Consider the following 11,980-nt stretch of genomic DNA (forward strand, 5'->3'; position numbering starts at 1 on the left):
CCCGGGCTGTGGACGGGCCGGCGTCCCACCGAGGGGATGTGGATGAGCGTCGGCGCGCGTGGCTGGAAGGATGGGGGCATGACGGAGACCGAACCGCGGGCCACGCCGTATGCCGCGCACGTGTCGCTGCGCTGGTCCGACATGGACGCCTACGCGCACATCAACAACGTGCAGTTCCTGCGCCTGCTCGAGGACGCCCGCGTCATCGCCTTCCGCGACTGGTTCGACGGCGGGGGAGCGGGCGACAAGACCCTGCTCGACGAGGGGGTGCTCGTGTCGCGGCACGAGATCGAGTACCGCCGTCCCCTCGGCTTCCGGCACGCCCCCGTCGAGATCCAGATGTGGGTCTCGCGGGTGGGTGGCGCGGGCTTCGACGTCGCCTACATCGTCACCGACCCCGACGGCGTCGGCGAGGGCGAGCGGCCCGTCTACGCCGTCGCCGAGACCGAGCTCGCCCTCTACGACTTCGCGAGCGAGGCGCCGCGGCGCATGCGCCCCGACGAGCGGGCGTCGGTGCAGGTCCACGTCGGCGCTCCCGCTCCCTTCCGGAGGCGGCGCCGGTGACGGGCTCGCCGCAGATCGACTTCGGCGACCCGCGGGGGCTGGCCGACCTCGGCACCTACCTCGCTCGCGCGAGCCGCGCCAACCCCGACGGCGCTGTGCGCCTTCAGGTGCTCGGCACCCTCCTCGTCACCACGGTGGCGGTCATCGAGGGCACCGGGCTCATGGGTGAGGGCACGGTGCTCGGCATGCGCGTCGTGACGATCGCGCCGTCCGACGCCGTCGACACGACCGTGTCGTTCGCGTCCGTCGCCGACCGCCTCGCCCGAGACGGTGCGGGCGCCGTGCTCAGCGTCCCGCCGACGACCGTCCGGGCGCCGTGGAGTGGGCTCACGCCCCCGCGAGACGGCTGGGAGCCGGTTGGTCAGCTCGATGGCCGGACCGTCGACTCCATTGCGCGCCAAGGCATCTCGCAGGTCGCCGAGGGGACTCCCGAGAACGCAGGGGGTCATGCGGTCGATGCGCTCCGACGGCGCACCTGGGGCGCGATGAGCGACACCGTGCCGCCCATCGCGGCGGGACTCGCCTTCGGCGCGCACGTGCTCGGCTTCACGGCTCCGGGCGAGCCGGCCTCGATCGCGGCCCACGGCCGATGGACGCGCCTCAGCACGTCGCGGGGTCACGTCCTCGTCCGCTGACCGGATGGCGTATGCCCTTCGCTGCGGCCCGGGCGCAGCGGGGTCGCGACGTGGCCAGGGAAGCTGCCTCAGGCGCGTCCGGTCCACAGGCCGCGTTCGACGAGCACGTCCTTGAGCACGTCGATGCGGTCGCTGACGATCCCGTCGACGCCGAGATCGAGCAGCCGTCCCATCTCGGCGGCGTCGTCGATGGTCCAGACGTGGACCTGCTTGTCGTAGCGGTGGGCGGTGTCGACGAGGCGACGGGTGACGACCGGCACCGACCGTCCCCGCAGCGGGATCGACGGCGGGACCTGGAAGACGTCTGCCGGGGTGCGGAAGACGGAGGTCAGGACGCCGGGTCCGAAGCGGGCCAGCCCCGTGCCGACCTGGGCCGCGGCGGTCGCCACGGTGCCTCGTGACAGGCGGCGGAAGTGGGAGATGTTGCGCTGCGAGAACGATCCGACGCAGACCTGGTCGTGCAGCCCGCGCTCCTCGATGATGCGCCAGAGCGGCTCGGCCGTGCCGGGCGCCTTGAGGTCGATGTTGAGGTTGACGTCCGGCCAGGCGTCGAGGACGTCGGTCAGAAGGGGCACGTGGCCGCCGTCGCCGACCTCGGCGTGCGACACCTCGGACCAGGGCAGGTCGCGGATGCGCCCGCGAGCGTTGCTGACCCGGTCGAGCCTCGTGTCGTGGAACGCGACGAGCTCGCCGTCGCGGGTGACGTGGACGTCGGTCTCGAGGTGGGTGTAGCCGAGGTCGACCGCGTTGCCGAAGGCCGTCATCGTGTTCTCGAGGCCGACGTTCGGTGCGTAGAGCGAACCGCCCCGGTGGGCCAGCGCCACGGGCGTGTGTGCGAGGTAGGCCCGCGTCGTCACCATGAGCCCGAGGGTATCTGCCCGTTCTGCTGTCAGCCCCTGGCATCCGAGTGGCTGCTCAGCCCGCCTCGGCAAGGAGCCACTCGTTGACGTCGCTCGCCGAAATCGGTGCGTCGCCGTGCGTCGTCAGAACGGGACCGCTCTCGAATCGAGCGCCCTCGGGCGCGGGCCGTTCGCCCTCTCGCGGAAAGAACCGGTGGGCCTGGGACACAGTCTGACGCAAGGTCCACCGATCCGAGGAGTCCCACGGGGGTAGGTCGGAAGGCTCAGGAAGGACCATCGGCGTCGGTGTGAGCAGGCCGGCGCCGACGAGCGACGCGACAAGATCGGAGGTCCGATCCAGGAGCTGCCAGGGCAGCGGCTCTGACGCCCGGACGACCTCGAGCGCGCCGGCCGGCGATACCGCGGATGCGCGGGCCTGTTCGAGAAGTTGCGCGCCCACCGCGCGGGAGTCCCAGGTGTGCAGGCGTCGGTACTCCGGGCGCGTGGCGTACGCAGGAGGGAACGGTTTCCAGTGGCGGTCGCGGACGAGGATTCCCCCGAAGTCGGTCATCGACATCGGGGCGGCCGTCTGCTCCTCCAGACGGACGTAGATCTGCCAGGCGCCGCGCGTCGAGTAGTCCTTGATGCAGATGTCGGTCACGTCGTCGGGGTCTCCCGGAAACGGCTCGGAGTCGACCCAGGCTGCTCGACCGTCCCCGAACTCGATCCCGATCCCGGTCGGGATGTCGAGGACGCTTGCATCGGGAAGGCCCCGCAGAGCCCTGATGACGTCATCCGAGGGCAGCTCGATGGTGATGTCCCACGAGGTCATCCTTGGCGCTTCCTCTCATGAGCGATGCCGGCCTGGTCGAGGATCAGGATCGACTCGAGCCGAGGGTAGCGAGCCAGGGCCTGCTCGGCTTGGCGCAGTGCCTCCGACGTGGACAGTGGGCTCCTCTGCAGGTCCACGATCACACGCGGTGACTGCATGCTTCCCTTTCGGAGATTGCGCACCACGGTGTCCCTGGAACTCCCTTCAGGAGCCTTGAACTCCCAGGCGACCCCATCGACGAGTCCGTCTGCGGACTTGTCTCGATGGTTAGGGGGCAGGAACGTGATGTCGTGGCCCAAGGCTGCCAGTCGTTCGGCCGTCCGCATCTCGTGGGCCTCGACCTTCTTGACCCGAGACAGGTCGATACTGCCGACCCGCGGACTCCCATTGGCTGGATCGCTGGCATGACTCGTGACGTGGACTCGGTGGCTGGGGCCAGTGCGCTGTTTGAGACGGTCCAGGGCCGAGATGGCGCGGCCTCGTGAGCCGTCCTTGACGACAGCGTCGAACGCGGCCCGGATCTCGGCGTCACGGGCCGCCCGGAGCTCGTCGACCGTCGGGAGCAGGGGAGCGCGGGTGGCGCCGAGCCGGATGGCCGCCAGCACGTCGGTGCGGCCGGCGGCGATGGCCCCGATACGGTTCACGAGCTCAGCGCGTCGTGCGTCGTCGAGATCGGTCTGGCTCAGCTCGACGTCCGAACGGACGAGTGCGATGACGAGGTCGTCGTCGGCCGAGCGCATCGTCCCGCCGTCGACGTAGGTACGCACCGTCGAAGCCAGGCCCGCCACGCTCCCGCGACGGATCTCGTCGATGACGTGACCGGCCTCGGCGAGTCCCTGCCAGGCCGAGCGGTTCAGCACGTCCTGTCGTCGGGCGACGGCGACGAGCTCCGCTGATGCCGCCTGGTCGAGGAAGCCCAGTCGCACTACATCGCGACGCACGTCGCCACCACGTCCCACCGAGTCCTGCGCCGCACCGAGCTCACGGTCGACGAGTCGGCCGTAGGCCGCACCGGGGTCCCTGGCGCGCAACCCCATCCCGGTGTCGACGGCCAGGGCGGCGACCACTCCGGTCAGCTCCTCGGCGTCGAGCCACGGCTCGGCCCCGCCCGAGGTCTGCCGGACGTACCTCGCGGGCGTGTCCGCGCTCAGCAGTGGTGTCGCCAGCGCGATGTCGACGTTCTCACGCATCGCCGAGAGCCAGTCGGCGACGAGGGGCTCGATCGGCGCCGTGGCCCGGTTGTAGATGCCCGTCGTCGAGGCCTCGAGCATCGCGTGTCCACTCGTGCGTGAGACCTCGAGCATCACGCGCGCACGGGTGTCCGCTGCACCCGCGCCGGTGGACGTCGCGACGCTCGCGAGCAGCTGCGCGAGGTCGGTGTCGGTGGTGAGGCGGAGCTCGGGATGACTCTCGATCCCGTTGGCCTCGTGGACGACCCATCGACGCACGAGGTACTCACCGAGGGTGATCCGGTCACCCCGGCTGTTGGTCACGGCACCCGCAGCAACCTCCGAGTCCGGAAGCGGTTCGGCCAGCAGCGCCGACTCCTCGGCGGGATCGTGGACGACGTGACCGAGCAGCACGTGGACGGGGTCACCGGTGCTCGAGCCGTCGTCGAACCACGAGGCGAACGTCGCTCCGGCGTCAGCGTGCAGCGTCGTCCCGTGTGCGAGAACGGCGTCGGCGTCGCGGGTCTCGGCGACCTCGGCGGTGGCCGCCGCGGCGGCTGCCCGTCGAGCGAAGCGCGCGGGCAGGCGACGGTCGTCGCCCGAGGCACGAGCGCCCGAGAGGAGCTGCCCCAGCAGCCACGCCCCGGTCGCCCGACCTCCGCCCACGGGGTCGACGTGGACCGTGGCGACGTCGGCGACGAGGTCGTCCGTGAGCAGGGCGGCGCCGGAGCCCAGCTCGGTGCGTGTCCGCGGGTCGGTCCCGGCGGGCGCTCCGTGACTCGTGGCCGTGATGACGAGCGAGCCGAGCGCCCCGAGGAGCGCACGCACGGTGTCGACGTGTGCGCCTGACGCGCCCCGAGTCACACCGGCGGCCAGGAGCAGCCGGGCGAGTCCGTCGGTCCCGATCTCCGAGAGGAGAGCCTGCGCGTAGACAGGGTCGTCGACTCGTGCCCGGACATGCGCCGCCAGCTCGGCCACGTCCGGGAATCCGAGCCTGCCCGACGCGCCACCCCCGGCCAGGACCCGGCGTGCCAGCAGGCCGTCTGCCAGAGCGGCGTCCCGCGACACCCGTGCTGCGACCGCGCCGTCGGCGAACCACAGTCCGCCGGTGACAGCAGCCCGCACCCGTCCCGCACCGGCCGAGGCCGCGGAGGGAAACGTCGCGTCGGTGGTCCCGGCCACGAGCCGCGCGCATCGTCGAGCGGCCGCGTGCAGGTCGTCGAGGACGCCGGCGTACGTACGGCTCAGCCGGACCCGCCCCTCCGCCTGTTCCGTGCGAGCCCGCTCCGTGCCCAGCACCCCGATGGCACCCGTCGGGTCGGGCAGCGCCGCGACACGAAGCAGCGTCAGTGCGTGCTCGGCGTCGAGCGCGTCCCACTCGCGCTGGAGCGAGCGGACCCGGGCGACAGCCCCGTCGAGCGCTCCGGCATACGTCACCAGCGAGCGGGAGGCGGCGGGCAACGCGTCGACGACACGGCGTGCACGGGTGCCCAGCTCGGCCGCTTCCGAGCAGGCCGCGGCCGCCGCGTCACCGGTCCAGACGGCCGAGAGCCGCGGGCCCAGAGTCCCCTGCACCGTGGCCGTCGCACGGGCCCGTGACGCCGCCCGATCGAGCGAGCGCGCCGCAGCCCGCAGGCCCGTGGCGTCACCGACCGGCAGGGGAAGCGCGACGTCGCCGGGGATCGCTGCGGACGCGTGCCCGCCGTCGTGGACGTGGCTCACGAGACCGTCGCGCTCGCCGGATCGCTCAGCGCCGCAGCGCTGCTCGTCGTCACGCCGGCAAACCCGGCGGAGACGACGAGCTCCACCGACCGGGCCTCGAGCGTCGAGCGGTCGAGCCGGTCGCCGAGGGCGCCGGCAGCATCGGCGACGGCGTCGAGTGCATGGGCATGGACCACCCGGAAGCGATCGAGCTCGACCCTCAGCACGGCGCCCGCGTCGCCGGCGGAGGCCATCGCGCCGGCCGTCGCCGTGGCCACCTGCGACGCGCACGCGCGCAGCTCCGCCGGGTCGTGCGCCAGCGCGAGCCGCTCCCGGGACACCCCGTCGGAGTCGATGGCGTAGCGCGTCATTCCCGCACCGTAGGAGAGCCGGCGACGCCGCCTCAGCCGTCATCCACAGGCCCGCACATGCCGTGAGGCCCCCGTCCGGCAGGACGGGGGCCTCACGGCGGGCGGGTCGCGGACCCGCTCGTCAGGACATCAGGACCAGCGGGCCCACACGGTCGTGTCGGTCGGGACGAGCCCGTCCTCGAGCGGCCCGGAGGCCACGATGATCTCCGCGCCCTCGGGAAGGGCGACGGGCTCGGCTCCGAGGTTGGCGACGACGAGAACCCGGTCACGCCGGGACGAGCCGTTGGTCAGCGCGACGACGTCGCCGGCATACCCCTCGACCCACGTGAGCGAGCCGGTCCCGAGGGACAGCTCGCGACGCGCGGCGAGCAGCGAGCGGTAGAGCTCGAGGGTCGACCCCGCCACGCCCTGCTGGCGGTCGACGGCGTAGTCGGCGTAGACGGCGGGCTGCGGCAGCCACGTGCTGTCGCTCGGGCCGAAGCCGAGCGAGGGGCCGTGGGCCGACCACGGGATCGGGACGCGGCAGCCGTCGCGGCCCGTCTCGGCGCCGTGGGTACGGGCGAAGGTCGGGTCCTGGCGGAACTCGGCCGGCATGTCGGTGGAGTCGGGCAGTCCGAGCTCCTCGCCCTGGTAGATGTAGGCCCCACCGGGCAGCGCGAGCATGAGCGACGTGGCCGCGCGGGCCCGGCGCAGACCGAGCTCGCGGTCGGGCTGGGGGTCGGTGGCCGCGATGCCGTTCATGCGAGGCGTGCCCGGCGCGAAGCCGAGGCGGGAGGCGTGACGGACGACGTCGTGGTTCGACAGCACCCACGTCGACGGCGCACCGACCGAGTCGGCGGCGTGCAGCGACGAGGTGATGACGGCGCGCAGGTCCTCGGCCGTCCAGGAGGCGGTCAGGAAGTCGAAGTTGAACGCCTGGTGCATCTCGTCGGGACGGACGTAGGCGACGGCACGCTCCTGCGGCTCGACCCATGCCTCGGCGCAGAGGATGCGGTCAGGGGTGCCGTAGGACTCGAGGATCTGGCGCCAGGCGCGATAGATCTCGTGGACGCCGTCCTGGTCCCACATCGGGCTGCGCTTCGTGTGGTCGATCCGGGGCGCCTCGACGGCGGCGTCGACGGAGGCTGCCTCGTGCAGTCCTTCGAGGCCGTGCTCGTGCTCGGAGTGGCCGAGCATCGTCGTGCGCTCCTCCTCGGTGTCGGGCAGACCCTGCTCCTTGATGAGGCCGTGGGCGACGTCGACGCGGAAGCCGTCGACACCACGGTCGAGCCAGAAGCGCAGGATCGACTCGAACTCGGCGCGCACCTCGGGGTGCTCCCAGTTGAAGTCGGGCTGCTTCGCGTCGAAGATGTGGAGGTACCACTGGCCCGGCTTGCCGTCGGCCTCGATGACCCGGGTCCACGCGGCTCCGCCGAAGACCGACTCCCAGTTGTTGGGGGGCAGCTCGCCGTGCTCACCGCGTCCCTCACGGAACATGTAGCGCTCGCGCTCGGCCGAGCCGGGACCGGCGGCCAAGGCGGCCTGGAACCACACGTGCTCGTCGGAGGAGTGGTTGGGCACCATGTCGACGATGACCTTGAGGTCGAGCTCGTGGGCGCGCGCGATCATCGCGTCGGCGTCGGCGAGCGTGCCGAAGATCGGGTCGATGTCGCGGTAGTCGGCCACGTCGTAGCCCGCGTCGGCCTGCGGGGAGGTGTAGAAGGGTGAGAGCCAGATGGCGTCGACCCCGAGCGCGCGCAGGTGGGGCAGGCGCGAGGTGATGCCGGGGAGGTCGCCGATCCCGTCGCCGTCGCTGTCGGCCCACGAGCGCGGGTAGATCTGGTAGATCACCGCTTGGCGCCACCAGGCGGCGTCCAGGCGGTCCGCGGCATGCACCGGGGTCGCGTCCTCGCGGACCTCCGTGAGGTGCCCGGGGTGGGTCAGGGTCTGGGTTGCTGATCGCGTCACGGGCCACCATCGTTCCGCATCACGTCGAAAACTCAAAGAAAGTTCTGCAACTTCTTGCAACGCGCCCTCGAGACCCGGCCTGTCACCGCCCCTTGGTAGGAACGGAGCATGCAGAGCGGCTTCGTCGTCCCGTACGCCACCGAGCGCGAGTTCGCCCAGCTCGCACGCCTCGGCGAGGAGCGGGGGTGGGACGCCGTGCTCGGCTGGGAGGCGCTCTTCGGCGTCGATGCCTGGGTGCAGCTCGGCGCAGCGGCGATGGTGACCGAGCGCATCCGTCTCGGCACGCTGCTGACCCCCGCGTCCCGCCACCGCCCGTGGGACCTCGCGTCCCGGGTCGGCTCGGTCGACCGGATCAGCGGCGGGCGAGCCTTCATGTCGGTCGGGCTCGGCGCGCTCCATCCCGGGTGGACGGCCTACGAGGCCGACGAGGGCCGCGCGGTGCGCGCCCGCAAGCTCGACGAGTCCCTGGCGATCTACGCCGGCCTGCTCGGCGACGCCGCGACGTTCACGTATGCCGGTGAGCACTACAGCGCCGGCCCCAACGACTTCATGCTCCCGCCGCCGACGCCGCAGCGTCCCCACCCGCCGGTCTGGGTCGTCGGAGCACCGACGCCGGGCGGTGGGCGACAGCGTTCGCTCGAGCGGGCGGCCCGCTGGCAAGGGCTCATCCCGGCGATCCACCCACCCGACGGAGGGCCGAAGACCGTCGAGTCCTTCGCCGCCGTCGTCGACGCGGTGCGCCGGCTCCGCGCCGAGGCGGACCTCCCCCCGGAGCCCTACGACGTCGTCATCGAGGCCGACTCGTGGGGCTCGTTCACCTCGCTCGAGCCGGCCGACCCGGTCGCCTGGGAGCAGGCCGGCGCCACGTGGTGGGTCGAGAGCTGGTGGGACGTGCCGCAGGGCCCCGACGGGCTCGTCGAGGTCCGCCGTCGTGTCGAGGCAGGCCCGCCCACGACCCGCTGACCCTGCCACCGCGCGAACCGGACGGCGTATGCCGTGTGGTGGTGTCGGTCGGTCAGGCGGGCTGCGGGGGGTGCTGAGCAAGCAGCGCCCGGTGCTCGTCGGTCAGCGCCGTGATCCGGCGCAGGTAGTCGGCCATGAACTCCAGCTGCTCGGTGTCCAGCTCCTCGAGCATCGGCTGGCCGGCCCGGACCAGGGGACCGTACGCCTCCCACGTCCTCGTCTGGCCGAGCTCGGTCATCTCGACGAGCACGGTGCGGCGGTCGGCCTCGGAGCGCGTCCGCCGCACGAGCCCCCGCTTGGCGAGCCGGTCGATGAGGGCCGTCGTCGCCGCGGGACGCAGTCCCGTCGCGGTGCTCAGCTGGCCGGCGGACTTCGGGCCGTCGACGAGCCAGTCGAGGCACCGCAGGTCGGCCGGACCGAGGCCGAGGGCCCGCCCGACCGTGTCGTCGAAGGCCTGCACGGAGCGCTGGTACTGCTGCATCGCGTCTCCGAGCGCGTGGACGAGCTGCTCCCGGCTGCCCGGGGCCGGAGGTTGACGGACGGACGACATGGGCCTTACCTTTCGAATCTCGAAACATTCGATTCTCGTAAGGAAGGTTACCAAGATGAAGGCTCTCGTCGTGGGAGGCGGGATCGCCGGTCCGGCCGCTGCCCTGGCCCTGCTCCAGGCCGGGATCGAGCCCGTCGTCCTCGAGGCCTGGCCGCGATCCGACGGCGAGGCCGGGTCGTGGTTCACGCTCGCCTCGAACGGGCTGCACGCCCTCGACCTGCTCGGCGCACGGCACCTCGTCACACCGATCGGCTTCCCGAGCGAGCGCAACGTCATGATGGGGGCCACCGGTCGCGTGCTCGGCACGATGAGCCTCGGCCTCCCGCTCGACGACGGCACCGTCGCGGTGACCCTGAAGCGCTCGCGCCTCGCCGCGGCTCTCCTCGACGAGGCCGGGCGGCGCGGGATCGACGTGCGTCACGACAGCCGCGTCGTCGACGTGGCGAGCCGCCCCGACGGGGTCACCGTGACCCTCGAGGACGGGTCGACGCTCGAGGGAGACCTGCTCGTCGGCGCCGACGGTGTCCACTCGATGGTCCGTCGCACGATCGACCCGGAGGCCGTTCCGGCGCGCTACGTCGGGCTGACGAACTTCGGAGGCATCACCGAGGCGACGCCGATCGCCGGCGCGCTCCCGGCCAGGCAGTGGCTCTTCGTCTTCGGGTCGCGAGCCTTCTTCGGCGCCCATCCGACCCCTGACGGCGACGTCGTGTGGTTCGTCAACGTCCCCGGCCCGGCGATCACCCCGGCCGAACGCGCGGAGCGCACCCCGGAGCAGTGGCGCGACCACCTCGCGGAGCTCGTGGCCGACGACGCCGGACCCGCCGTAGACCTCGTCCGGAGCGGCCGGCTCGAGCTCTGGGCCGACAACACCCACGACCTGCCCCGGGTCACCCGCTGGCACCGCGACCGGATGGTCGTCATCGGCGACGCCGCGCACGCGCCGTCCCCGAGCTCGGGGCAGGGAGCCGCTCTGGCGCTCGAGGACGCCGTCGTCCTCGCCACGTGCGTGCGCGACGCGGGCACGGTGGAGGAGGCCCTCACGGCCTACGACGCCGCGCGACGGACGCGCGTCGAGCGCATCGTCGCCGCCGGTGCGCGCAGCAGCAGCTCGAAGATCCCTGGCAGGGCCGGGCGCGCGGTCCGCGACGCGATGATGCGGCTCGTCTTCCGCTTCGTCGTCACCGAGCGCTCGAGCGCCTGGATCACGGGCCACCGGGTCCGTTGGGAGCCCGGGGAGCAGCCCGCCGAGGAGTCGGCACTACCGTCGGAGGCATGACGACCTTTGTCACCGCTGCGTTCTGCCTCGTGCGGGACGGCCACCTGCTGACCGTCCGCAAGGCCGGCTCGACGCGGTTCATGCTCCCCGGCGGCAAGATCGACCCGGGGGAGTCCGCGCGCGAGGCGGCCGTCCGCGAGGTGATGGAGGAGGTCGGACTCGACGTGTCGGGTGTCGGGGAGCCGCTGGGCCGCTTCCACGACGTGGCGGCGAACGAGCCGGGTGCGTGGGTCGACGCGACGGTCTACGTCACGCACCTGCTCCCCGGGGACTGCCCGGCGCCGCTCGCCGAGATCGCCGAGCAGCGCTGGCTGGGTCTCGACGACGAGCTGCCGGCCGACCTCGCGCCGTTGCTGCGCAACCACGTCGTGCCCTCCTTGCGGGCACACCTCGCGACACGCTGAGGGCGTCACCCGGGACCCGGGTGACGCCCTCAGCGGCGCGCGCGCCGTTGCGTCAGTGGGGACCGTCGTGCATGTCGATGACGCCGGCCTTCGCGGCCTTCTTGACCGCGTCGGCCTCGGCCTGGGTCAGCGTGCCGTCCTTGACGGCCTGGGCGAGGCGGTCGTCGAACGCCTTCTGCTCCTCGGCCTCGTGCGCGGCCCGAAGGTCGGCGAACGCCGCCTTGACCTTGGCCGCGTCGATGCCGAGCTTGCTCGCGAGCTTCGTCGCCAGCTCGTCCTGCATCGTCGCGGGGTCGGGCTTCGTCGTGCCCTGACCGGGCGTACGGCTGGCCTTGAGCTCGTCTCGCACCGCCTTGAGCGCGTCCTCGAGCTTCGTCTGGTCGACGCCGAGCTTCGTCGCGAGGGCCGAGAGGTCCGCGCCCTTGCCCATGCCGGGACCCAGGCCACCGCCGTGGCGCCCACCGGGACCCCAGCCGTGACCGTTGCCCGGCGTGCTGTCGGTCGTGCCCTGGTTGGGGTCGCCCTGGGTCGACGTCGCCGTCGGGGTGGGGGTCGCCGTCGTCGCGTCGTCTGCTCGGGCCCCCTGTGAGACCCCGAGTCCGATGGCGGCCGCTGCGGCCCCGACCACCGCGACGCTCGCCACCTTCTTGTTGATCGACACCATGCCGCACCCCTCTGTCGTGGACGTCGGACGCGTGGTCCGACCGCGGAAACACCTGACTCCAG

Annotated in this window: 12 protein-coding genes; 5 read left to right on the plus strand and 7 right to left on the minus strand. The window is 72.5% G+C overall.

Going from position 1 to position 11,980, the window contains the following annotated elements; genetic code table 11:
- The first annotated feature begins 78 nt into the window (after positions 1-78).
- Together H283_RS0115755 and H283_RS0115760 are read left to right on the plus strand one after the other, a co-directional pair.
- Positions 79-564, plus strand: coding sequence for a thioesterase family protein (locus H283_RS0115755; RefSeq protein ID WP_020144490.1), 486 nt, complete (start codon positions 79-81; stop codon positions 562-564).
- Positions 561-1,199 (plus strand): hypothetical protein, encoded by a 639-nt coding sequence (locus H283_RS0115760; protein WP_020144491.1) that lies wholly within the window; start codon positions 561-563, stop codon positions 1,197-1,199. The genes H283_RS0115755 and H283_RS0115760 overlap by 4 nt, the downstream gene beginning before the upstream one ends.
- A 68-nt stretch (positions 1,200-1,267) precedes the next feature.
- On the opposite strand, the gene H283_RS0115765 is transcribed toward H283_RS0115760, so the two are convergent.
- The 5 genes from H283_RS0115765 to H283_RS0115785 all read right to left on the minus strand — a co-directional run bounded on the left by H283_RS0115765 (position 1,268) and on the right by H283_RS0115785 (position 8,058).
- On the minus strand, positions 1,268-2,059 hold the full coding sequence (locus tag H283_RS0115765; RefSeq protein ID WP_020144492.1) for a glycerophosphodiester phosphodiesterase: 792 nt from the start codon (positions 2,057-2,059) through the stop codon (positions 1,268-1,270).
- Positions 2,060-2,114: 55 nt separating this feature from the next.
- Complete coding sequence (locus H283_RS0115770) at positions 2,115-2,699, minus strand: hypothetical protein (RefSeq protein WP_156023237.1); 585 nt, start codon at positions 2,697-2,699, stop codon at positions 2,115-2,117.
- 167 nt (positions 2,700-2,866) lie between these two features.
- Positions 2,867-5,761 carry a hypothetical protein gene (locus H283_RS0115775; protein WP_020144494.1) on the minus strand — a complete coding sequence of 965 codons (2,895 nt, stop codon included), beginning with the start codon at positions 5,759-5,761 and terminating at the stop codon, positions 2,867-2,869.
- Positions 5,758-6,111 (minus strand): hypothetical protein, encoded by a 354-nt coding sequence (locus H283_RS0115780; RefSeq protein ID WP_020144495.1) that lies wholly within the window; start codon positions 6,109-6,111, stop codon positions 5,758-5,760. Before H283_RS0115780 ends, H283_RS0115775 begins: the two co-directional genes overlap by 4 nt.
- A 129-nt stretch (positions 6,112-6,240) precedes the next feature.
- Positions 6,241-8,058: an alpha-amylase family glycosyl hydrolase gene (locus tag H283_RS0115785; RefSeq protein WP_020144496.1), complete on the minus strand. Its 1,818-nt coding sequence runs from the start codon at positions 8,056-8,058 to the stop codon at positions 6,241-6,243.
- A 108-nt stretch (positions 8,059-8,166) separates the two neighbouring features.
- On the opposite strand from H283_RS0115785, the gene H283_RS0115790 reads away from it, so the two are divergent.
- A complete protein-coding gene (locus H283_RS0115790; protein ID WP_020144497.1) occupies positions 8,167-9,021 on the plus strand; it encodes an LLM class flavin-dependent oxidoreductase in 855 nt (284 codons plus the stop codon).
- 52 nt (positions 9,022-9,073) lie between these two features.
- Here H283_RS0115790 and H283_RS0115795 read toward each other — a convergent pair whose 3' ends face one another.
- A complete protein-coding gene (locus H283_RS0115795) occupies positions 9,074-9,571 on the minus strand; it encodes a MarR family winged helix-turn-helix transcriptional regulator (protein WP_020144498.1) in 498 nt (165 codons plus the stop codon).
- Positions 9,572-9,626: 55 nt separating this feature from the next.
- Between H283_RS0115795 and H283_RS0115800 the strand changes: the two genes are divergently transcribed.
- Positions 9,627-10,850, plus strand: coding sequence for an NAD(P)/FAD-dependent oxidoreductase (locus tag H283_RS0115800; protein ID WP_020144499.1), 1,224 nt, complete (start codon positions 9,627-9,629; stop codon positions 10,848-10,850).
- A complete protein-coding gene (locus H283_RS0115805; RefSeq protein ID WP_020144500.1) occupies positions 10,847-11,254 on the plus strand; it encodes an NUDIX domain-containing protein in 408 nt (135 codons plus the stop codon). The genes H283_RS0115800 and H283_RS0115805 overlap by 4 nt, the downstream gene beginning before the upstream one ends.
- Before the next feature lie 52 nt (positions 11,255-11,306).
- Here H283_RS0115805 and H283_RS0115810 read toward each other — a convergent pair whose 3' ends face one another.
- The gene (locus tag H283_RS0115810; protein ID WP_020144501.1) at positions 11,307-11,918 is read right to left on the minus strand and encodes a hypothetical protein; all 612 of its coding nucleotides are present in this window, start codon (positions 11,916-11,918) and stop codon (positions 11,307-11,309) included.
- Between the last annotated feature and the right edge of the window lie 62 nt (positions 11,919-11,980).

The organism is Terracoccus sp. 273MFTsu3.1, from assembly GCF_000383675.1.
Taxonomy (GTDB): Bacteria; Actinomycetota; Actinomycetes; order Actinomycetales; family Dermatophilaceae; genus Terrabacter.

What these genes read in the sequence shown, in the direction of transcription:
- H283_RS0115765 (WP_020144492.1), bottom strand. Translation starts at nt 2,059, where the DNA reads ATGGTGACGACGCGGGCCTACCTCGCACACACGCCCGTGGCGCTGGCC.
- H283_RS0115790 (WP_020144497.1), top strand. Translation starts at nt 8,167, where the DNA reads ATGCAGAGCGGCTTCGTCGTCCCGTACGCCACCGAGCGCGAGTTCGCC.
- H283_RS0115810 (WP_020144501.1), bottom strand. Translation starts at nt 11,918, where the DNA reads ATGGTGTCGATCAACAAGAAGGTGGCGAGCGTCGCGGTGGTCGGGGCC.
- H283_RS0115805 (WP_020144500.1), top strand. Translation starts at nt 10,847, where the DNA reads ATGACGACCTTTGTCACCGCTGCGTTCTGCCTCGTGCGGGACGGCCAC.
- H283_RS0115780 (WP_020144495.1), bottom strand. Translation starts at nt 6,111, where the DNA reads ATGACGCGCTACGCCATCGACTCCGACGGGGTGTCCCGGGAGCGGCTC.
- H283_RS0115795 (WP_020144498.1), bottom strand. Translation starts at nt 9,571, where the DNA reads ATGTCGTCCGTCCGTCAACCTCCGGCCCCGGGCAGCCGGGAGCAGCTC.
- H283_RS0115800 (WP_020144499.1), top strand. Translation starts at nt 9,627, where the DNA reads ATGAAGGCTCTCGTCGTGGGAGGCGGGATCGCCGGTCCGGCCGCTGCC.
- H283_RS0115755 (WP_020144490.1), top strand. Translation starts at nt 79, where the DNA reads ATGACGGAGACCGAACCGCGGGCCACGCCGTATGCCGCGCACGTGTCG.